Below are 22,681 nucleotides of genomic sequence, written 5' to 3' on the forward strand. Positions count from 1 at the left end.
AATACTATTCCATTTAGGAAAACTGGAACACCTATTCTTATCTTTACTAGGCAATTGAATATCATATGATTTTATTGCTGTATGCTATATATTCTGCTGCCAACAAGTAAAAAAAACTCGACAGTCAGTTGTTAATTTAGGGGAGAGTATGCCGTTTCCAGAAGGTTCAAAGGTTTGGTCAAAGCTAGTTTTAATTGCCAGTGTTATTTGTATCTTTTGTGCCTTGTTGGCGATATTTGGTGTCAGGTTCGGCGCTTTTAATTTCCGCGTTGCCAGTGACATGCTAGAAAGCACATTTCAATCTGCGGTCGCGGTATTAGTTGTGGCGGTGATTATTTTTGTGGGTGAGGCTGAAACACGTTTAAGATCAGGCTTGGCAGTTATCCTTCTTCTAATGCCAATACTCGGTATTTGGTTTAATAAAATGCCAGAGTCAATAATGAGTGAATCAGGTATGCCGATTCCAGCGTTAAATGATGTGACTACCGATACACAAAACCCACCTTTATTTGATGCGATTATTAGTATCAGGCCAGAAAGCAGTAACAGTTTAGTATTCCCAGATACGTTTGCAAAAATACAAGCTGAACATTATCCAGATATACGAACTATTGACTCTGAGCTCTCTCATCAAACGGCTTTTGATAAAGCGCTCAAGCTAGTTAATCAAGCGGGTTGGGAAGTCGTTTTGGAAGACAAAGCATTAGGTAAAATAGAAGCCGTAGCAACCAGTTTCTTTTTTGCTTTTAAAGATGATGTTGTTATTCGAATTCAATCCAATGAAGCAGGTAGTTTATTGGATATCCGTTCTCACTCAAGAGTAGGCCTTGATGATAGAGGGGCCAACGCAGAACGTGTAAGAACCTTTATTGAAAATTTTAATCAGGGTTAAATACCATTACCAAATGAATACATGAAGCCTAACATTCGTTTGTTAGGCTGTTTTTTGGTTGGGTTTTCTATATGATTAGCTCGTTTTTAATTCCTTTCTCTTGAGTTTTAGCTATTAATGAAAACCGAATTTGTCTGTATTGGTCTAACTAATCCTAAAAGTACGTCTAATGTGGGCTCTGTCATGCGGGCTGCGGGCTGTTATGAAGTTGACCAAGTTCTTTATACAGGACGCCGCTATGATAGGGCTGCAAAGCTAACCACAGATACTAAAAAAGTACGTATTGATATCCCGCTTCAAAATGTTGATAGTCTAGGGCATGACTGTTTAACCAAAAGTGTTGATGATGACACTAAAATTGTCTGTGTTGATCTAGTAAAAGGGGCGACTCCCTTACCTGCTTTTGTACACCCTGAAAAAGCCATTTATATTTTTGGTCCAGAAGACAACACCATTAGCCAAGAAGTTATAGATAAAGCGGATCATGTTGTATTCGTGCCGACAGTGGGTTGTATGAATCTTGCTGCCAGTGTAAATGTTCTTCTATACGATAGGCTGGCTAAATCGAATAAAGCCGATGCAGGTGATGAGCTGATTCTTAAAAGCCGTGATAGAAATAATAATGTGAAAGTGAAGGGACTCTCTCATAATCGCAAGTAAGATTTCTAGGCAATAAAAAAGCCCAATCACGGGGAAATGAATTGGGCTTCCTTATTCTTCTTAAATAATGATTATTTTATTAATCAGCCTTTTTTAAAATACCAAGCTTAGCCATCAAGTCGGCTAATAGGCTAGAAGGATCTTTTAAATCTTTTAGTACAAGCATTACACCGCTCACCCAAACTAGACAAGCCATAATAAACAGCGTACCTGAATCACTTCCGATGACTTCACCTGCAGCATCAAATGCTGGTTGAACCACACCTAACGGTGTTGCTAAATGGAAGAAGATTGCACCTGTCATGATACCAACGGCCATTAAGGCGCCAATTGCATGTAAGCGTGTTACTAATAAAATAGAGGCGATAAGTTCTGCCGTGCCAATAATATAGCCACCATAAGTGCCAAACCAAGCAAGCCCAGACCAATCACCTAATGCACCAAAAATATATTGGGTTTCATAAGATCCACTAAATTTAAAAAACAACGATTGAATAAATACGAACATAATGAACAATGAAAAAAGGTTTTTCGACGTAATGTATTGCTTCAACATAGGTTGATTTCCTGTTTAATCAATTTGCCTTTATTAGGCTTTAGCTTAGTGGTTACTGTGATTTGTGCAATTATTTAAAGTGTCATTTTTATTTAAAAAACTGACAAAGATATGACAATTGCTTTATATAAAAGTTTAATTATTCGTTCAAAAAAATGCTTTTAATATAAAAGTATTTCTTTAGCCCCTTTAATCATGGCTGTTTGTCATAGGTTTTAGCCCCTTCAGGAATATCAAACCAAGCTTGTTTTTCACTCACCCAAACATGCACGTTAGGGTTTAACATGCTGGTGTCATCTAAACTTGAGGCCCCTTTAAATTTGATGATATTAGGCATTTTAGGGTCGAAATGATAAATCCGATTACCACAAGAAGGGCAAAATTTTGCGTTATTTTCATTACCACTATCAGCCATTCTCCCCCAGTCAGCAAGCTCTCCTTGAATATCAATATTATCCTTGTCCATGACAGCGGTAATACTAAAGGCGCTGGTTGCTAATTTTTGGCATGCTTTACAGTGACAGGCTATCACCATATTTGGAGCGGCTAATAAGGAAAAAGTGACCTGTCCACACTGGCAACTACCTGAAACTGGGTATTGAGTCGTGCTCATTTTATTCTCCTTAACGAGTTTAATGTTATTTGTGCCTAACACCATACGTATCTAATGCTGACGCGACTTGATCTGCTTCAGTGGTATCAGGGAAGAGCTTGTATCTAGGTGCTAAAATAGGATTCACTTTCAGTACTTCTATTTCAATAATGCGCTGAAAAGGAAAGTCATCACCTGTAAGCGCGTAGAGACTCTGGTGTTTTTCAGTGAAGCTTTCATCATCTTTATTAAGAATGCGAGCATTACCTTGAAGCTTATATCCCTTTTGTTTGAATACGTGGACAAAGCTTAAGCAGACGGCTGGGTTAGCCCGAATGTTGGCAACACTGTTAGGTGACGCGATATTGGCAATTAATATGTGTGTTTTTTGATTGCCTTTCCCGTACGCAACAAACATCTCTTTGGGTGACACATTAGGGGTGCCATGAACATCAACGGTGGCAAGCCAACAAAGAACACTTTCTTCAATGGAGGTTAATACGTCTTCTGTTAGCATGCTAAACCTTTTACATTATGAAATCTGAATTTGGAATAAACTGACTACAGAATGTTCGATTTAGGTTTTTATAGCAAGATCCTAAGTGCTTTATTTTGTTTATAATATTCAATTCATTAGTGTGAAAATCTATATTTAATCGTTAAAATTCAAATGATATTTTACATACAAATTTACGCTTTTAAGGGTAACGCCTGAAGGCTGTATAAGCTTAGCTACTCTTTGTTTAGAGGTCGCTTATATATTTTTAGTGGTGATATTTCACTAGGCTTAGTCATTAATCCTTTATATGGAATATAAATGGAAAATTTATTAAATAGCGTTTCAGATATCAACCTTTTGGACCCTTTCTTTTTATCTCAGTGCTTGATTGGAATCGCTATCATTTTTGATTTTTGCTCTTTTCAGTTTAAAGAAAGACATAAAATTGTTGCTTGTTTATTTGTCGCAGGCTTACTTATTACAACGCATTTTATTTTGTTAGAGCAATGGACGGCCTCTATTTTGATGAGTATCGCTACCTTGCGTTATCTCTCAAGTATTGTGACTACCTCTAAAAAAATGATGTGGTTTTTTTCTGCCTGTTCTGTCACAGCAACCGCCTTCACGTTTGCGGGGCTGATTAGTGTGATTAGCTGTATCGGTACTTTGTTTCAAACTCGCGCAAGCTTTTGTGAATCAGATAAGGTTTTACGACAGTTGATGATAGTGGGTACCAGCTTTTGGTTAGTTCATAATTATATGGTTGGTTCGCCAGCAGCCGTTGTTATGGAACTTTTGTTTATTTCAAGCAACCTGATTGGGTATTATCGCCATTATATTAGGCCAGCCAAAGCCTTGGGAACCTGCGATTAATTCCACCCGCTGAGGCGGATAACTTATTTGTAGGTTCCCTTGTTAAAATACTATAAAGGACGTTAGTTGATGGATCAGTTAAGTTCACCTATTCGCTTACTCGCATTTTGTGGCAGTTTACGTAAACAATCTTTTAATAGAATGGTGCTGGAAGCGCTTCAATTTAGAACTCAAAGCCTATTTCAAAATGAGCTTGAGATTCATATCTTTGATGAGCTTGGTGATTTACCTTTTTTTAACCCTGATTTGGAACTTGCTCTTGAGAGCGGGGATCTTAGTTCGTTGCAAACTGATGAAAAAAGCTTAGCGGCATTGAGCCATTTAATGCATGCCATGGCGCAAACTGATGGACTTATTATTGCTAGTCCAGAGTATGCCCATGGCGTCACTGGGTTGATAAAAAATACATTGGACTGGCTGGTAAGTGGTGAATCCTTTGTCGATATGCCTTTAATGCTCATTAACACTTCTACAAGGGCACATCATGCTCAAGATGCTTTAACAGAAATTGTTACCACTATGTCAGGACGTGTGATTCAAGAAGCGAGTTTAACTTTACCCTTATTAGGTAGTCAGATTCGCTCTACTGCAGACTTAATATCATCTGATCTAGTTGGCCAATTAGATAATAAGCTCAATCTTTATTTTGAAGCGCTAAATCAGCCTGCTTAAAATGATTTTTCTGCTGCTTACGCCAAGCAGATGGGGTAATGCCATAGGCCTTTTTAAACTGCCTAATAAAGTGGGTAACATCATGCCAGCCTAATTCATCAACAAGATGGTTTATATCTTGATCTGAGTGAATTAAACGAGTGCAGGCTTGAGTTAAACGACTATTGAGTATCCATTGCCCCACGGTAAAGCCTGTATTTAGTTTAACTAAATAAGCTAGATGGGAAGGGCTGCAATGTATTGCGTTAGCCACATCCTTTAAGGAAATTGGGGTGAGATAATGCTGTTGTATAAAATCTAATGCGTTACTTACTTTTATATCTGTGAGTTTAGCTTTTGTTTCAAAGGGTTTACTGGCTTTGTTTACCTCATGCAGAATCAAGGTGATTAAACTTTTTTGAATGATTTCTATATTAGCTTCACTACTATTTTGAAGACTGACTAACTCTTCAAACATGCGGTTAATAAAGCCAGTTCTATCTTGGCTAACTTGAAACACAGGTAACGCGCCAAGACGTATCTGACGAAATGTTTGTAACAAACTTGGCTCAAAATCCAGTGTTAAGCAACTTGGGCAGAACCCCATCCACCATATATCTAAATCTTCCCCTCCTACTAGAGTGTGAGCGACACCTGGTGGAATGAGGGTAAGCATATTTTTACTCAGCTCAACTTGATTTTGATACTTCATACTCAGAGTACCTTCATTTATTAGCATCAAAATATGATCAGTTTGAGAGCTGTGCTCCTCATGAGAAAGGGACTTGATTTTATGATGCTTCACTTGAAAAGCTTGATCTGAGTGCATGCTGTTTTTCTTTTATCGGAGAATAAGCCGATTATCCCACAGTTTTGTCAATTATATTGGCCAAATTTCAATGAGATAATTTAAATCTTAAGACATAAAGCCGATATTTAAGAGGAATGGTGATGGACTTTAGTATTGTATTGGTAGGGTTGAGTCTCTACATCTTGATTTGGGAAAAGTTGCCTGACTGGGGGACTTGGTTTAACTATTTAGTTGAAAGGCTACCGGCACCGCTAGCTTATTTATATCAGGCATGGCGTTGCCCTTATTGTTTTGGTTTTTGGGTTGCTTTAGCCCTGCATTATTTAACGGGCACTTATACACTTGCTGCTATGCATAATATGCCTGATGAGTTTGGTGCAATCGGTGCTTTTCTTGGTGTTTTCTTAGATTCTCTTGCTGCTGCTTTGCTAATAATGCTGGGTAAGCTAAGCCTAAGTGCTATTTCAGGGCCTGCGATAACTGGGCATGAAAAAACACAATTGTTTAAACAGGCAAAAGCAAAATAGACTGTTTGAAAGTTTAATCACCCAAAGTGAAAGTGAAAGTGAAAGGGAATAAGGAGACTAACCTTATTCCCTTAAAGAGCTTTTCATAATTCAGGTAAAGCCTGGCAGGCGTTTATTTCTTCATGGGTGTCAAAAGATTGCATAGTCACTTGGTTACGGCCCGACTTTTTCGATTGATAGAGGCAATCATCTGCTTTAACGAAAATACTTTCTAAGCTGTCTTCGTCTTTAGGTGTAATAACACAAGCACCTATGCTCACGGTTATGACAGGGAAAATCTCGCTAAAATTATGCTCAATCGCGAGATTTTGTACTTCTAAACGACAGGTCTCTAAAATATCTTTTGCAATGGATATTTCTGTATTGGGAAGAATAATACAAAACTCTTCACCACCATAACGGCACACAAAATCAGACTCTCTGTTTAGTGTGTGCTTTATGTGCCTTGCCACCTTTTTCAAAACGATATCACCTGCTCTGTGGCCATAGTTATCGTTGTAGCTTTTAAAGAAGTCTACATCTACCAAAGCAATACAAATAGGTTGCTTTGATAACACTGCCTTTGCTCTTTCTACTGTGAGATGCTCTTCCATAAAGCGACGGTTTGGTATCATGGTCAGGCTGTCATAGTGAGCTAAATCTTCGAGTAGTTTGCGCTGTTTTGCTAACTCAAGGTGAGTGCTGACTCTGGCATTAACGATCTCATAATGATAAGGCTTATGAATATAGTCACATGCCCCTAATTTAAGACCGTAAGCTTCATCAACGTGGGAATCGAGGGCCGTTATAAAAATAACATTAATATGCTGGGTTTCTTCTGATTGCTTTAATTGTTCGAGTACTGAAAACCCATTCATAATGGGCATCATTACATCGAGCAGAATTAAGGTTGGCAGGTGCTGTTTAGCAAGTTCTATCGCTTGAATTCCATTCTTCGCTAGAATAATTTTTGCCATAGATTTAAGTTGTTCACGCAACATCTTACGGCTATTCACATCGTCATCTACAATTAGCACTGTTTGCTTTTCAATTGACATAGACATCTTCCTTAGTGTCTTTTTTTATCTGTTAACCTAATAGGATTAGGGTAACTTTGCACCTTTAATTTATCTATTTTTAACTATAAGTTGCTTAATTTAATATTAACGTTTTAAGGTTTAAGTATCATAAACACCTTCCTTTTCGTTTTGATCATCTGTTAAGTCTATATTTAAACTTTTAATCAACTCTAATGCGGTTCCGTATTCTATGTTATCAAGTAGGGCTGCGATTGCTTTACATGAATCGTAGTATTTTGTACCAAAACAAAGCTCCGTTAGACTATGGCAGACATCTTCTGAACTCGCGTCAGCATCAGCGATTAACGGGATAAGTTCGTTTATTTTGCTGATTACTTCTTGTTTATCAAAGCTTGAATTACTTACTTGGCTAGAGATTTCAGGCATTTGTAATATTTGATCCAATTGTTCAAATATATGCTTTAAGCTCTTCATTAAAGGGCTTAAGGTGGTATCTATGAAGCGTCCTTCAGAAATAGCATTTTCCATATTTTTAGCCAATTCAGATAAATCAAATGCGCCTATGTAAGCTGAGTTAGATTTAAGTGAGTGTATATATCGATAAAAGCCATCTGTATTGTTTTCTTGCTTCAAAGTTTCGATACTTGTCTTAAAACTCTGGTATTGGTTATGAAAATTGCGGGTAATATCGAGATACAGGCTTTCTTTACCTTGTAGGCTTTCTAGGGCTCTTTCCACATCCAGATCTTTTATTTTTCGCAATGATGTGATGGTGTCCATGCCCGCCTCAACACCCGCGATAGGGGTGGTTGCTTGTGTCGGCGTTGAATTTAGTTCACCTGCTTTAGGCAATATGGCATTGAGTGTTTCAAATAATGTGTGAGGGTTTATTGGCTTGGTAAGATGGTCATTCATGCCTGCTGCCAAACTCTTTTCTTTTTCAGAAGGCATGGCATGTGCTGTCATTGCTATAATAGGGAGCTGGTTTTGTGTTTTGAATTGTCTGATTTTTTTGGTAGCACTTAAACCGTCCATAATGGGCATTTGTACGTCCATTAGAATAAGCTGGTAATCATTGACTGAAACCAAGTTAATGGCTTCTTGTCCATTTAATGCAACATCGACTGCAATACCGGTTTCAGCTAATACTTCTAAGGCAACATGTCGGTTAATTTCGTTATCTTCGACTAATAAAATCTGGCAGTGACTGAAGTTATATTGTTTGTGCTCGGGGCTAACACTTAACTCATGAGGTAAGTGGGCTTGAGCACACATACCTAATACTTCACTGATCGTTTCCATCAAAGTGGATTGGCTAACCGGCTTCTCTAAAAAGTGATCAACGGTAATTGGCGAACTTAATTTTTTAACCTCATCTTTATCATAAGCGGAAAGCATCAAAATCTGAGGAGGACTATTGAGCTTAAGCTCCTGTTTTATAATTCTAGAGGCTTCAATACCATCCATATTAGGCATTTTCCAATCCATGATCACCATGTCAAAAGGTTCTTCAGTTTCTGCAGATTCTTGAACTCGTTTAACGGCTTCATAACCATCATCCGCTAAAATGCAGCTGATGTTTAAATGATCTAACATTCTTGAAATAACTTGCTGTGAAATAGGATTGTCGTCTACAACCAAAATATTTAAATCATGATAGATATTTTTATTTTGTGGTTTAACGACTTTATCTGTGCATTCTAAAATTAAGGTTAATGAAAACGTAGATCCGATATTGGGTTGGCTAGTAACAGAAATACTTCCTTGCATCAGTTCGACTAATTGTTTGGAAATAGCTAACCCTAAGCCAGTACCGCCAAACTCTCTTGTAATGGAGTCATTAGCTTGAGTGAAAGACTCAAATAAGAGGTTAGCTTGCTGATCACTGATGCCGATACCTGTATCTTCTACATCAATTCGTAAGTGAGCTAGCTTAGAGTCGAGGGTCTCATTGGTCAATTTGACACGGGTAATGACATGACCGGATTTAGTGAATTTCACCGCATTGCTGGTAAGGTTGAGCAGAACTTGCTCTAACCTAAGAGCGTCACCAATTAGGTGATAAGGTACTTCAGAGTCAATGTCTACGATGAGCTCTAGGTCTTTATTATGCGCTTTTAACTCGCATATTGTGGTCACTCTTCTAATGACTTGTTCTAGATTAAATGGTTCTGCTTCTAGTGTCATTTTCCCCACTTCAATTTTAGAAAAGTCGAGGATGTCATTAATAATGGTGAGTAGTGAGTTCGCAGACTCTAAGGTTTTCTTAGCATAATTTTTTTGTTTGCCATCCAGTTTTGTTTTGAGTAATAACTGACTTAAACCTATAACCCCATTCATAGGGGTTCTTATTTCATGGCTCATATTAGCCAAGAAGTTAGACTTAGACTGATTAGCTTTAACCGCGCTTAAACGAGCTTCGTTTAGTTCTTTGGTCCTCTCGTTAATTCTATTTTCCAAGGTGCTGTATAAATAAGCGTTGGAAAGAGATACCGCAGCTTGAGCTGCAATCGCTTTTAATAGGGTGATTTGTTTATCACTAAAAGCATGTTCAATATTCTTATTTTCCAAATAAACAATTGCCACAAGTTTTGCTTGGTTAGTAATTGGGATACATAAACTGGAACTCGGGTTGTGACTAGCAAAGTAGGTATCATTGCCGTACTCGTCATCCTTTGCGGCCTGATTGACTAAAACAATTTCAAGTGAGTTCTCAACTTGTTTGATAATGCTTAGAGGGATATCGGTATGATTAGAATAATTAGTCAGGAGTTGATCTGACATAACTTCAATGTTGTTAACCGTACCTCTGGCTTCTAACCATAGCTCTTTCTCCTCAACTCGGATAAAACAACCGTTATCTGCTCCGGCATTTTGTAACAGGATACGCATCAAGTTTTCTAATAGACTTGTGAGTTGAATTTCACTTGAAATAATCTGATTAACTTTGAGTAAACTCTGAAGGTCCACATGGTCCATTAGGCTGATGTGGCCTGATTCATTTGGAATATCAAACTTAATATTTGGCCATGTACTTCTTATCAATTTTGCCTTTGCAATTGCGCCCCATTTTAAATAGGCCTTATGAGCCGTTTGAATAAGGCTCTTGGCAACTTGCTGTTTACCTTTGTCTTTCCAATAAAGGGCAAAGCATTCGTTGGTTAGGGCGCACATATGAATAAAACCATGTTGGTTAGCTTCTTCAATTGCATCCGCATAGGCTTCTTGAGCTGTGGCATCATCACCTGAAATACGGGCGATTTCTGCGTCTAAAAGACGCTTTTTATGATTGAAGTTAATGGCGCAATTGTCTGCCCAAAGTGAGTAGCTGTCTAAGATTGTTCTTGCTTTCGCTAAGTTTCCACAATGTTCTAGGTTAGATTTATCCGCAAATTTGATTAAGATAAGCGCAGTATAAAAACTTGCTTCAGCTATCTTATTCTGTCCTGACACATAGGTTACGACGGTTTCTAACTGAGCGGCATTATGTAACTGATTCTCCTCGGTATCTTGCATCAGGTAGCTATGACGAATTTTGGCATTATAAAAATACGCTAAGTGAAGAGGTGCCTCTTGGTAGTCTTTTAAGAAATTAGATTCATTAAAGCTTTCATCATTAAAATTAACGGCTTTATGAGTCAGGCCGAGTAAACCTTTAACTGATTGCAAGGCGCCAACCGTAACGCAATCTATCATATCCGTTTGTTTGTGCTTTTTAAGAAGTGCAATGTCTTGAACTAGAGAGGCGTGGGTTTGAGAGAGATCATCCCCACGAGCTAGGGTGTCACTTCCTCGCACCGCACAGATATAGCCTACAGTGGCTAAATCCCCATATTGCAAAGCCCAGTCAAAGCTATTATCAAAATAGTTAACGGAATGATGTAAGTTTTTATTCCAATGTTGGGTAAATGTTGCATAGAGGAAATAAACACTAGCACGCATTAATTTGTTCGGTCGTTTATCTGACAAAGCAATTGCCAGCTGGCCAAACTCATTACCTATATCATAACGCCCATGGACGGCTGTGATGGCAAGCGCATAGTTAACATAAGCAAAGGCTGAAATATCCGTATGGCCTTTTGTTAAAGAAATCTCTGTCATTATGATAGAGCTAAGCACATTAAGGGGAATCGCCCCCGCTAGATAACTTGCGTACCACATGCCCCACAATAATTGCAGAATGGCTTCTTGTTCAACATCTGTAATTTCTGACTGATTAATCAAGCTTGCAATATCTTTACCTTCAGTAAGGGCTTTGATACGCTCAAATCCATCCATAAACTCAGCTGCAATGAGTTCATCATTATCAGGAATGTTAACTCCCAGTAAGGACAGGCCTTGCTTTTGCAATTCTATCGCTTCATGAAAACGCCCCTGTACTTGGTATTGCGCCATTTGTACTGTGAAGACACGGATCTTCTCTAGTGGTGTACTAGCAAGTGTTAACGCTTTTGCATATAAGGCTTCGGCGGGCTCAAAGTCACCCACCATGTAACTCACTTCTGCAAGGGAAAGTAATAAGTTTAAATGCTGTTGGTCATTGGCTAAATGGGCAAGTGTAAGCGCTTCTTTTAAAAGAGATTGAGCTAAAGTGTAGGCAGACGAACGTTTTGCCTTTTCTGCTGCTTGGTAATTGAGTTGTAAAATAAGACGCTTATCTGATTCTAATGCAAACTCTATCCCTGCATTCAATTGCTCAACAATATCAAAAAGTTTTTGCTCAAGTTGAGTATCTGAGGAAGATTGATACAACTTAAGGCCGACATCTAGCTTGAATAGAGGAATAGATTCTTCGTCAATAAATTGATAAGCCGCTTGCTGTACTCTGTCGTGTAAAAAACAAAATTCGGCTTTAATTAAAAGTCGCTCATCTGTACCAAAGCGATAACTTTCATTAAGAGGAAGAATAAGGCCATTTTCTATCATAGGCCATAGGTTTTCATAGGCTTGAATAACGCTCTGCCCAGACACCATATGCAGATCTTTTAAGGAAAACTGATTACCTAAATTGGCGGCATGTTGAATAGTATAGAGTGATTCACGGCTAAATTGATTGAGTTTATTCACCATTAAATCAACAATGTTATTGTTAACTTTCAGGTTTTTGATGTTTTTAATATTCCACTGCCAATGGCCTAAATCAAAGTCATAATAAATATGATATTGCTCGTAAAGCTCTAGCAGGAACTGGTTAACAAAGAATGGATTTCCCTGAGTAGTGTCGATACATAACTGGGTTAGACTTTCGACTTCCTCTGGTTTTAACCAAAGAGTGTCAGCGATAAGTGCCTGAACATTGCTTGCGGTTAAAGGCTTAAGCTCTAATCGACATATTTTATTACCATTATTTTCGATGCGTCTTTGAGTACTGTGCAGTGCGTGAGATTCGTCTACTTCATTATCGCGATAGGCACCAATGATCATTAAAGAGCCTTGTTGCTTTAGTAGCTCTTCAATTAATCTCAAAGATGAAAAGTCCGCCCATTGAAGATCATCTAAAAAAATCACCAGGCTATGTTGGGTATTAGAAAAGGCATGGACAAACTTGTTAAAGGTAATCTGGAAACGTATTTCTGACTCGCTAACGCCTAGTGGTGCTGCCGCTTCAATAGGATGTTCAAAGAGTATGGCGAGTTCTGGGATGATCTCGTAAATAACGCCGGCATTATCACCTAACTCGTTTGATAAGTGTTGTTGCCAAAAGGTTTTACTTTTAGCGTCTAGTCCTGTGAGTTGTCTGACCAATCGACGAAAGGCTTGAACAAAAACCGTATAAGGTTTTTTATGATTAAATTGATCGCATTTACCACTACTATATAAGCCTTTTCGAGAGATGATTGGCTGCTGTAATTCATTCACCAGTGATGATTTGCCAATTCCAGAAAAACCAGTAATCAAGGTTAATGAACTCGTACCCTGTATCACGGCTTCAAACTGGTTTATTAGCTGTTTCATCTCATGGTCACGACCATAAAGTTTGTGGCTGATATGCAGTCTTTCTGGCGTGTCTTGTTCACAAATTGCAAAGTCTTTTGTCTCTAAATTGTTTTTGTAAGACTGGTAACAGCGTTGCAAATCTTTTACTAAACCAAAGCTACTTTGATAGCGAAATTTGGGCGACTTTTCTAACAAGCAGTTTATGATTTTGTTCAACATGCTTGGAATAGGGGAGACTAGGCTTGCTAGCTCTTGTGGCTTTTGGGTGAGGTGACAGTGGATAATCTCTAATAAATCTAACTTTTCACAATTAAATATCTGTCTGCCACTAAAAAGTTCATAAAGGCTAGCGCCTAATGAGTAAAGGTCACTTCGGTTATCTATCGATAAGTTTGAACGACCAGTTTGTTCAGGAGAAACATAGGCAATATGGCCAAGTTTAGGTGTACTTGCCCCCATCACTTCGCCACTTTTTAAAGGCGTTGCTAGGGATAAATCAGCAATGTATAGAGTGTTTCTATCTTGGCTTAACCAAAAGCTTTCAGGACTGAGGTTACGAATTAAAATGTGGTTTTTGTGCAGTTCATGTACTGCCTGAGCCATCATTACCGCAATACGAAGTTTTTCACTTAGATCAAGTTCGAAATGTTTAATAAGGTTGGAGAGTAGGTCGCCATTTCGAACCCCATAACAAATGACAGGGTTATGGTCTGGTTCAGCATAAACCAGTTTTTTTAATGGCATTAACCAACTTGAATTGAGCTTGGTATTTAAATTATATTCGAATTCAATTTCACCGGAATGAGATTCATCATCAGCATCTGTCTTGGCATATTTGATTAAGACTTGTTCTTGGTCCTTATCTTTGGCAAGTGAAAATACCTTTGACTGTTTATTAACAACGGTCGATTGAATTATATAATCAAGCAAGTCCTTTTCCTCTATCCAATTAAACTTCTCTCTCTAAGGTATTTACCTTAAACATATTTCACTATAGCTGAAAAATAAGCGCCTTCTAATATTGATTAGGAGACGCTTACCGAGTTTATTAACCTTTTACATAAAATATACGTTCAGGGTAGCCGCTGATTGCCTGTGATGCTTTTAGCCCTGCGACCGCCGTTGATTCAACACAGCCAATATTTAGGAAGCCATTATCAACCCAATCACCGGTTAAATATAAGTTACTGAAAGCACTGCCATCTGGCGTGATTCTGTTCTTATTCGTGCCGGCAACGGATAACACATAACGCTCACTTGGGTTAATCGCCGCATGCCAAAACTGACCATCAAAACGTGCTTCTCCTTGTCTATCGTGAAGGTCAACCAGTTGTTCCCAATCTAACCCTGCGCCATTTGAAATGTTTGGCCAAATATAGCCTGTGTTTTCATTAAGCCATTTAATCGCATTATTCTTAACTCTCAATGACTCTCTTTCAGGGAAGCCATGGTCTGAGAATGGTGGTATTGGGTCCGCATCTATAAAGTTATTACAGAAATAGGCAATTGAGAAGGGGAGGTGATTTTGCGGCCAAGTTTCTTTATCTATGGTTTGGCTCATATCTGCCCATGTGTTGAAAGGGTCTTGATAGCCATCCATAACAACACTGGCCATTTTCCAACCCGTTTGCTCTAGGTTTGGTTTCAGCCAAAGTTGCATTGCTTGAGTTTGAGAAGATTGAACCGTGCTAACCATCTTATTCCACTTGTCACTGGCCGTCATAAGCTCTGGGGTTATATAAGGTAGGGCTCCTACAGAGATACCAAGAACAACTTTGTCAAAATCTTGGCCTAATGTGAGGGTTTTCGTTTCCACGCCTTGCCAAGTACTCCAAGGTGATTCCAAATTAACGTGCATTTCCTTAAGTTGGTCACCTTGAACTAATTGATCATAATTTGGATTAGCTGGCCAGCAGTCGAGATCTTTCACCGTAATAAATGGGTAGTAGCCTGCGCCCGGGTCTTTTAACGTGGCCTGAACTTGAATATCAATATTGTTGATTTGTGTTTTATCAGAAGATAAGCCTAAATTGGTTACACGACTAAAAAATTCAAATTTCACGCCGCGTTTTTGTAGTGCTTGACATAAAGGAACAATAACGGTTTCCCCCATACCTGCCTGCATCTTCCAGAAAATAGCGCCTTTATATTGGCCACATGCAAGAAAGTAGGCATGTAACAAGGTGCCTGCTGAAACGTTACCGCCACATAAGGAGTTTTCCGTATTACCTTGTGGGTAGGCAAGGTAAAGGTCATAAAAAGAACGTGTGATTGCTGAGCAAGTCACTCTTTCAGGTGCGCCGTTATTGCTCATCCACTCTCTGAAATCAAGGTGATCAATGGCATCCCAGTTAAGCAGTAAAAGAGGGTTTGTGATGATGCCTTTAATGACGTAAAGGCCAAATTCTACGGCAAGCAAGGTTTGCCTAATACTGGTGACTGTACCGAACGTTGGGCCAAACAGTTGTTCAAGTAAGGCAATCCCGCCAGCCAAAATACTTTCCAACGTTTCTGTGATGGATTCAATTTTGTCTAAATCGCCTTTTAAGGCTTCTTCAATATGTTTATCAATACTTTCTAGGGAACTGACAACATCAAGAATACCGTGGTGGAAAGGGTTTAAATCACTGATAAAATCCTTCACTGAATCTAATGGACTTTCTTCTGTTTTGGCATGGGGTTGTTGTAGTTCTTCATTGCTTTTTAGTTGAGAGATTAGTTCCTTAATTAACCAAGAAATCATGCCTAGAGGTGTATCGACACTGTCTTCTTTAAAGTTCGCATCAACACCTGGTATTTGGTCATTGGTCGGGAAGAAGATAGGCCAATCAACCCATTTTTCATCAATGTATTCTTGTACTGCTATAAAGCTATGGGGTTTAAAGGCAGTATCAAAACTAGCTAGAGGTGCTGTTGCTGGTCTTTCTAGTTCATCGTAGGCTGTGCGCATCATTTTTATGGCATTGTCGTAAAAACCAAAGAAGATATGTAATCCATGTTCTTCTATACGGTTGGCAACATCAGGGTTGCGACTACTGGCGCATTTTCCGCCTAAACGCCAACCTTCTTGATAAACCGTAATGTCATAATCATCTTGCCAATTTGGTTTGCTGGTAATGCCGTATACTGTTGTTAAAGAACCTATGCCACCACCTAACACTGCAATCTTTTGCTTACCCATTGTTATGCTCCTAGCTGAAGAGTGAAATCAATATCTACCCAAAAACCTTTTGTATCCATTAAATAGCTGCCATCTGATTGTTGTGTTGCCATCAGGCCAAATTGCTCAACGATCGGGTGACTTTCAACTGGAAAAATCTGTAGTTGAAATTTAGTTATCGAAGGAGGAAGTAACTGCCAGTAGAGTCCGCCACCGTTTATTGAATCTAAGGTGAAAGGAGCGTGAGCTATCTTTTGAAAGCAGGCAATTGAACCATCTTGAATTGACGGAAATTGCTTTAAAAAGACACAAGGCAGATTGACCTTTAAGAAGTCTTCAAAGGATATTGTGTGCTGAGAATCAGAGACTTTAAAAGGTTGATCGAAGAGGTGCTTACCCAGTTCGCTTGAAAACAGACTATGGTCGATTAGTGATTCTGTATCATGCTTGTGATGTGAACCACTTAAAGTAAATAAGGGGTTAAATTGTCCTTTTGTTTGAGCCGATAGGGTTTTGAAGGAATAAGGTAAAGCAGTAAAACTTGGCTGTTTTACATCAAATTCGCCCGTGTCGTTTAAAAATTGGAACTGGGCCTGTTGTTTTTCAAAGCCGTACATTTCTCGACCTGAAGCAATGGCTGTTCCATTGTCTAGTAGCAACAAGGGTAAAAATAACCCAGGTTCTAATGTCTTGGTATCAAATGCTGGAATCCAAAATGAACATTCTGGATAAGCAATAGTGCCGTAAGGGGTGCCTGATTGGTCACTGGCAACAAAGCTCATATCAGCCATTATCATCAACAATACACTCTTATTGTTAATGGATAAGGTTTTATAGTTATGTTCGCCGTTAGATACCTGATTGATATTGGTATCCAGTTGGTTTTGCAAAGCTTCATCTTCACATTCTAAGAAGAAAATGGATAGCTTGGCGCCATTAAACTGGAAGGGGGATTGAGCGATAGGTAAACCTAAAGAAGTCGGAATAAAACTTGGTGCGTTTTCCATCTATTCTGTGCTCCTGCATTAAAAACTGATTAACTCATTAATAGGAAGCCTGAATTAACTCACCGCTTCCTTGGGTATAATTTGCTTTTTAACTAAATTAGTTATCGCAGATATTGAGTAAAAATTGAACCAATATTTCAAAAATATAAATTTCGTGCAGTAAAAAAGCAGCGAAGAGAGAATTTTAGGTAATCTGAATTAAAGGGATAGTTTCAACAAAAGCGGCGAAACTGCGTATAAGATACGAGTTTTTCCGCTAAATTGATTGAAAGAAAAAGAGATTGATAGCAGTTATATCAAGCTAAAAAAGGTTTCCAGTTTAGGATGACGGTCACCTTCTTTGTTTACATCTAGATATTCAAGTCCGGTTTTATTTGCTAATTGTTTAACCATATTTCGATTAAAAGCATGATGGGACTCGTCTTGAATATATTCATCAATTGACACCCATTTAGCGTCTTCGATTTCATCAGTATCTTGAATATCAATCTTTTCAGTTAATGGCTCTAGCTTACAAATGAAATACATATTCGACTTGCCAAAGCGATAAGGGTGTTTACTGGTTAAGCCCAAAATACTGGTGAACTTTGCGCGCACGCCTGTTTCTTCGAATACCTCTCTAACAATGGCTTCAGAGATTTTCTCGGTAAGTTCTACATGACCACCAGGGAGCTTGTAGGCAGACTGTTTTTCAATGCGCTCTTTAATGACTAAGACTTCTTGTTTGTCATTAATGACAATAGCCCCTGCGCCTATTGTGTAGCTGGGAATAAATGGAATATACACATTTTCTTTTAGGGACAGGGTTAAAGTAATTTCATCGCTTAAACAATTATGAAACTCAAAACCTAATTTTGTAGCGATAGGAATATACACAGCATGATTGTGCGGAATACTAATCCAGATGAGTTGCTTTGAGTCGCTTTTTGCCTGCTTAATCAGGTGAGTGAGTGCATGTTTAAAGTCCTCGGTTGATGTAACTGCATCCAAAGTGTTAATGGTAATACCATTAAAATCATCGTACTGGTATTCAAAGTAAGGAGTCGTTAGTGACAAGGCCAACCTCGGTTAATAGCGATAGAGAGTATGGAGTTTACGAAATCAAATATACCTAATTAAAAAATAGAAAGTATTTTTATATCAATGATTTCTTTGTACTTCTTTTGCTTTAATAAAGAAATTTTATAGTGCATACGTTTTTCGTATGAGTCCAGTCTGAAATTCGATTGCGCCACTTCTTTGCTTTGTTTTAATCTTGGCTCAAGTATTCACAATCCAAGTTTGCTTGTCGATTTTTAGCAACCCACTCCCTCATCATAATAGGAAGGCTCATGAAGCATTATCAGTTTTTAGTGAAAGAGTTTACTCGGTTACATCATTTCAATCATTTGAGTTCTATCACAGGCTGGGATGCGGCAGCGATGATGCCGGAAAATGGTAATCAAGCTAGAGCAAATGCAATGGCTGAATTATCGCTTCTTACTCATGATATTTTGGTTAACCCTGCTCTTAAAGAAGCGTTTGATCAAGTTGATGAATCAAGTTTAACGTTTGAGCAAAAAGCATCATTACGAGAAATGAAAGCCACATGGCAAGCTGAAAATTGCCTACCTGCAGAGCTTGTAGAGCAAAAGTCATTAGCTGGCGCTAAATGCGAGCATGCTTGGCGCACACAAAGAAAAGACGCTGACTGGGAAGGTTTTGCAGAAAACTTAAAACCAGTGCTAGCGCTAACGCGTGAAGAAGCAGCGTTAAGGTCTAAAGCCACTGGCCTATCAAAATATGATGCTCTATTAGATCTTTATGAGCCTGGTATGAGCAAGGTGAAGTTAGACGAAATTTTTGATCAAGTAAAATCTTGGTTGCCTGAGTTAACCCGCGCAGTCATCGAAAAGCAAAATGCTAAAACCTTAGTTACTCCTGCTGGGCCTTTTAGCGAAGCCACTCAAAAAGCTTTGGGTCTAGACATCATGTCTTTATTAAAATTCGACTTTACTCGTGGTCGTTTGGATGTAAGCTCTCACCCGTTTTGTGGCGGTGTACCTGAGGATGTGCGTATTACGACTCGCTATAGTGAAGAAGACTTTACCCAATCCTTGATGGGAATTATTCATGAGACAGGCCATGCGAAATACGAACAAGGTTTACCAAGAGATTGGGTTCACTTACCGGTAGGTGAGGCTCGTTCTATGGGGATTCATGAAAGCCAGTCTCTTTTTATGGAAATGCAGGTGGCGAGAAGTAAAGCTTTTTTAGGTTATGTTCATCCTAAGATTCAGTCACACCTAGGTACTGGTGAAGGAATGGATCTTGAGAACTTAGAAACCCTATATCACTGGGTAAAAGCAGATTACATCCGTGTTGATGCCGATGAAGTGACATACCCTGCCCACGTCATTTTAAGATATGAGATTGAGAGAGATCTAGTAGAAGGTCTGATTGAGGTTGATGACATTCCTGCTTTGTGGAATCAGAAAATGCAGGAATATCTTGGTGTATCTACTCAAGACGAACTAACCAATGGTTGTATGCAAGATATCCACTGGACTGATGGTTCATTTGGTTATTTCCCAAGTTATACCTTAGGCGCTATGTACGCGGCACAATTTATGGCCAGTATTCGTAAAGAAATGGATGTTGATGCCTTGATTGCTAAGGGTGAAATTAGCCCAATTCAAGATTGGTTAGAGAAAAATATTTGGTCTCAAGCAAGTTTTTATAGCACTGATGAGCTTGTGAAAAGAGCAACAGGTGAAAGCCTAAATCCTGAATACTTTAGGGAGCACCTTATTTCTCGTTATTTGGCTGATTAAAGACGCTTGTTTATATACAAATGACCTGAAAAGTTATCGACCAATTTATTTACTTTATAAGAAGAATTAAACAATGAATCAATATTTAGAAACGCTAGAACCAAAAATCGTCTGGAAACACTTTCGTACATTATGTGATACACCAAGGCCTTCATTTCACGAAGCTCAGCTGCGTAACAACCTAATAGAGTGGTCGCATGCAAGAGGGCTAGAAACCTATGTTGATCCTTGTGGAAACCTAATTATTCGCAAAAATGCGAGTCCAGGCATGGAGGCTAAGGCGACGGTTGTGCTGCAAGGCCATCTTGATATGGTGGCGCAAAAAAATGCGGGTATAGAGCATGACTTTGTTAAAGATCCAATAGCAACTCACATTGTTGATGGTTGGGTAACGGCGAAAAACACCACTTTAGGTGCCGATAACGGTATCGGTGTGGCCGCTGCTTTGGCTGTTTTAGAAGCAGATGATATTCAGCATGGGCCAATCGAAGCACTATTTACCATAGAGGAAGAGACGAGTCTAAGAGGGGCGTTAGAGTTAGAGGAAGGTGTTTTAGAAGGCCGTCTTTTGTTGAATCTTGATTCAGAGGATCGAGGCGATGTGTATATAGGTTGTGCTGGTGGTGTCGATATTAATATTGATAAAACCTTTAGTGCACAAGCTACTAACTATGATGATTATGCATTTGAATTAAGTGTGAAAGGCCTTAAGGGTGGTCACTCAGGTCTGGATATCCATAAAGGTAGAGCCAGTGCGAATGTATTACTTAGCAAACTTCTAGTAAAACTTAATGATGCTGATCTGATTTCGGTAGCAGCTTTTAATGGCGGTACACTGCGTAACGCGATTGCCCGTGAAGCTGTTGCGAGTATTTGTGTTACGCCTGATAAGGTAGAGCAAGTTAAAGTCTTAGTTAAGCAAGTTGAGCAACAAATGCAGCTTGAGTTTGCGGCTATTGAAACCAAACTTAGCTTAAGCTTGGTTGCGATTGAGACACCTGAATTCGTGATGCAAGAAAATGAGCAAAACGCCATTATCAATGCTCTTATTTGTGCTCCGCATGGGGTTAATAGAATGAGCACTGAGCTTGAAGGCGTAACGGAAACATCCTGCAATTTTGGTGTCATTGATCTTAAGCTAGAGCAAGGTTCGTTTGCTTTTAGCGCTTGTTTACTTGTGCGTTCTTTAATTGATGAAGCTGTGTTTGATCTTGCCCGTGTTGCACAGGCAGTATTTGAGCAGATAGGTGCTAAGGTAAACTTAGAAAATGACTATCCAGGTTGGAGGCCTGATCCAAGCGCTGGGTTGCTAGCTCACTTCCTTCAAGTCCACAAGGACATTATGGGTTATGAGGCAAATGTTAAAGTGATTCATGCAGGACTAGAGTGCGGCATTATTGGTGCAAAGTATCAAGGCATGGAAATGGTGTCATTCGGCCCAAATATTCGTGGCGCTCACTCTCCTGACGAACGACTTGAGATAGACTCAGTGAATGATTTTTGGCGTTTATTAGTCAGTGTTCTGGCACAAGTACCTAATAAATAACGGCTATTTAATTGAATTAGATAACTTCAAGGCCTAAACAAATGTATTAGGCCTTTTTTTCTCCATTTTTAATTTTTAGCTAACTCAATGAGATAGCTAATCAAATTTATATTTTTTACACAATTCACTGCAAAACACCTATTTCCCTCGCATAAATACAACAATTCGACACATTACAGCCAAAGTTGGCCTGCTAAAGTTGATATTTTAGAAGAGCAATAAGCTCAGATTATTAATTGCTGTTAGCCATTTGATACATTTTAGGTAGGGGGTAAAATATGTTACAAGGTTCGGCCCAGCCCCTATTATTTGGTGGTATAGCTGGTTGCATAATTGCTTATTTAGTTGAGGTCTGGTTACTGCCAGAATATGCTTCTAACCTATCCTTTATTATTTTTGTTTTGGTGACTAGCCTCGTCATTCTTTTGGCTATGTTCGTTTCTAGGCTTTGGCAGGATAGAGAAATAGAACAGAAAGTAAGATCTGTACTGCCTAATCTTAGTCATTCAAACTCCAGTTTATTTGTTTATATGCAAAGTTTGATTGCAGCCTATAAAGCATCACATACAGAGCTTAGAAAGTATCAAAAAATCATTGAGCAGCAAAAGAATCACGAACAAGAAACGGAAGGTATTTTAAATGCTGTATTAGGTGGGCTAGATGCGCCTTTAATCATTCTTGATCAAGATGCGAAGATTATTGAATTTAATGCAGAAGCAGAGCGCTTATTTGGTTATGACAAGAGCTTCGCCTTGGATAAGAACCCTGCCGAGTTACCTTTGCTTGATGTGCTAACCAATATCTATGAAAAAGGTTGGAACACAGAAATTACTGCTAATGGGCCTGATTTACTTAAGCGACCGATTAAAACCTTAGGCCAAAATAGACGCGGCATGAAAATAAGCTGTAGTGCAACGATTCAACAGTTAGAAAATAAACAATCAAGATTGTTTGTTGTTCGGGTGAGCTCCTCTGTGGTAAATGCGGCAGATTTTGGAGATCCTAAATCATCCGCTATGAATTAATCTTTATATTTATGGAATTTTATCCGCGCGCAGAGGCATAAAGGCATATTCGCCGCGTCTATAACTGCTTTTCTTAAATGAGTCATTCATCTTCACTCTTTTCTCCTAAATCT

At 38.8% G+C, this 22,681-nt stretch carries 17 protein-coding genes; 8 read left to right on the forward strand and 9 right to left on the reverse strand.

Annotation, left to right across the window (positions count from 1 at the left end; translation table 11 throughout):
- Nucleotides 1-148 precede the first annotated feature (148 nt).
- Both Q0A08_RS23905 and Q0A08_RS23910 read left to right on the forward strand, forming a co-directional pair.
- The gene (locus Q0A08_RS23905; protein ID WP_438464035.1) at nt 149-892 is read left to right on the forward strand and encodes a DUF1499 domain-containing protein; all 744 of its coding nucleotides are present in this window, start codon (nt 149-151) and stop codon (nt 890-892) included.
- Between the two features lie 117 nt (nt 893-1,009).
- Entirely contained in the window at nt 1,010-1,552 is a 543-nt protein-coding gene (locus tag Q0A08_RS23910) for an RNA methyltransferase (protein ID WP_438464036.1), read from the forward strand.
- A gap of 79 nt (nt 1,553-1,631) precedes the next feature.
- Here the strand turns inward: Q0A08_RS23910 and Q0A08_RS23915 are convergent, their stop codons facing one another.
- The 3 genes from Q0A08_RS23915 to Q0A08_RS23925 all read right to left on the reverse strand — a co-directional run bounded on the left by Q0A08_RS23915 (nt 1,632) and on the right by Q0A08_RS23925 (nt 3,217).
- Nucleotides 1,632-2,108 carry a hypothetical protein gene (locus tag Q0A08_RS23915; protein WP_438464037.1) on the reverse strand — a complete coding sequence of 159 codons (477 nt, stop codon included), beginning with the start codon at nt 2,106-2,108 and terminating at the stop codon, nt 1,632-1,634.
- Between the two features lie 193 nt (nt 2,109-2,301).
- Nucleotides 2,302-2,721 carry a GFA family protein gene (locus Q0A08_RS23920; RefSeq protein ID WP_438464038.1) on the reverse strand — a complete coding sequence of 140 codons (420 nt, stop codon included), beginning with the start codon at nt 2,719-2,721 and terminating at the stop codon, nt 2,302-2,304.
- 25 nt (nt 2,722-2,746) lie between these two features.
- A complete protein-coding gene (locus Q0A08_RS23925; protein WP_438464039.1) occupies nt 2,747-3,217 on the reverse strand; it encodes a pyridoxamine 5'-phosphate oxidase family protein in 471 nt (156 codons plus the stop codon).
- Nucleotides 3,218-3,517: 300 nt separating this feature from the next.
- On the opposite strand from Q0A08_RS23925, the gene Q0A08_RS23930 reads away from it, so the two are divergent.
- Nucleotides 3,518-4,072, forward strand: coding sequence for a YgjV family protein (locus tag Q0A08_RS23930; RefSeq protein ID WP_438464040.1), 555 nt, complete (start codon nt 3,518-3,520; stop codon nt 4,070-4,072).
- 69 nt (nt 4,073-4,141) lie between these two features.
- Nucleotides 4,142-4,744: an NADPH-dependent FMN reductase gene (locus tag Q0A08_RS23935; RefSeq protein WP_438464041.1), complete on the forward strand. Its 603-nt coding sequence runs from the start codon at nt 4,142-4,144 to the stop codon at nt 4,742-4,744.
- On the opposite strand, the gene Q0A08_RS23940 is transcribed toward Q0A08_RS23935, so the two are convergent.
- Nucleotides 4,707-5,552: a helix-turn-helix domain-containing protein gene (locus Q0A08_RS23940; RefSeq protein ID WP_438464042.1), complete on the reverse strand. Its 846-nt coding sequence runs from the start codon at nt 5,550-5,552 to the stop codon at nt 4,707-4,709. The two genes, Q0A08_RS23935 and Q0A08_RS23940, sit on opposite strands and share 38 nt — an antisense overlap.
- A 122-nt stretch (nt 5,553-5,674) precedes the next feature.
- On the opposite strand from Q0A08_RS23940, the gene Q0A08_RS23945 reads away from it, so the two are divergent.
- Nucleotides 5,675-6,061 carry a hypothetical protein gene (locus Q0A08_RS23945; RefSeq protein WP_438464043.1) on the forward strand — a complete coding sequence of 129 codons (387 nt, stop codon included), beginning with the start codon at nt 5,675-5,677 and terminating at the stop codon, nt 6,059-6,061.
- Between the two features lie 83 nt (nt 6,062-6,144).
- Here Q0A08_RS23945 and Q0A08_RS23950 read toward each other — a convergent pair whose 3' ends face one another.
- The 5 genes from Q0A08_RS23950 to Q0A08_RS23970 all read right to left on the reverse strand — a co-directional run bounded on the left by Q0A08_RS23950 (nt 6,145) and on the right by Q0A08_RS23970 (nt 18,240).
- Nucleotides 6,145-7,098, reverse strand: coding sequence for a GGDEF domain-containing protein (locus Q0A08_RS23950; protein ID WP_438464044.1), 954 nt, complete (start codon nt 7,096-7,098; stop codon nt 6,145-6,147).
- A 120-nt stretch (nt 7,099-7,218) separates the two neighbouring features.
- Complete coding sequence (locus tag Q0A08_RS23955) at nt 7,219-13,947, reverse strand: response regulator (protein WP_438464045.1); 6,729 nt, start codon at nt 13,945-13,947, stop codon at nt 7,219-7,221.
- 118 nt (nt 13,948-14,065) lie between these two features.
- Entirely contained in the window at nt 14,066-16,198 is a 2,133-nt protein-coding gene (locus Q0A08_RS23960; RefSeq protein ID WP_438464046.1) for an NAD(P)-binding protein, read from the reverse strand.
- Between the two features lie 2 nt (nt 16,199-16,200).
- Nucleotides 16,201-17,184, reverse strand: a complete 984-nt coding sequence (locus Q0A08_RS23965; RefSeq protein WP_438464048.1) for a hypothetical protein — start codon at nt 17,182-17,184, stop codon at nt 16,201-16,203.
- Between the two features lie 291 nt (nt 17,185-17,475).
- A complete protein-coding gene (locus tag Q0A08_RS23970) occupies nt 17,476-18,240 on the reverse strand; it encodes an NUDIX domain-containing protein (protein WP_438464049.1) in 765 nt (254 codons plus the stop codon).
- 275 nt (nt 18,241-18,515) lie between these two features.
- Between Q0A08_RS23970 and Q0A08_RS23975 the strand changes: the two genes are divergently transcribed.
- The 3 genes from Q0A08_RS23975 to Q0A08_RS23985 all read left to right on the forward strand — a co-directional run bounded on the left by Q0A08_RS23975 (nt 18,516) and on the right by Q0A08_RS23985 (nt 22,568).
- Complete coding sequence (locus Q0A08_RS23975; protein WP_438464050.1) at nt 18,516-19,997, forward strand: carboxypeptidase M32; 1,482 nt, start codon at nt 18,516-18,518, stop codon at nt 19,995-19,997.
- A gap of 73 nt (nt 19,998-20,070) precedes the next feature.
- A complete protein-coding gene (locus Q0A08_RS23980) occupies nt 20,071-21,543 on the forward strand; it encodes an aminoacyl-histidine dipeptidase (protein ID WP_438464051.1) in 1,473 nt (490 codons plus the stop codon).
- Nucleotides 21,544-21,821: 278 nt separating this feature from the next.
- The gene (locus Q0A08_RS23985) at nt 21,822-22,568 is read left to right on the forward strand and encodes a PAS domain-containing protein (RefSeq protein WP_438464052.1); all 747 of its coding nucleotides are present in this window, start codon (nt 21,822-21,824) and stop codon (nt 22,566-22,568) included.
- Nucleotides 22,569-22,681 lie beyond the last annotated feature (113 nt).

The organism is Marinomonas sp. PE14-40 (genome assembly GCF_051623805.1).
Lineage (GTDB): Bacteria > Pseudomonadota > Gammaproteobacteria > Pseudomonadales > Marinomonadaceae > Marinomonas.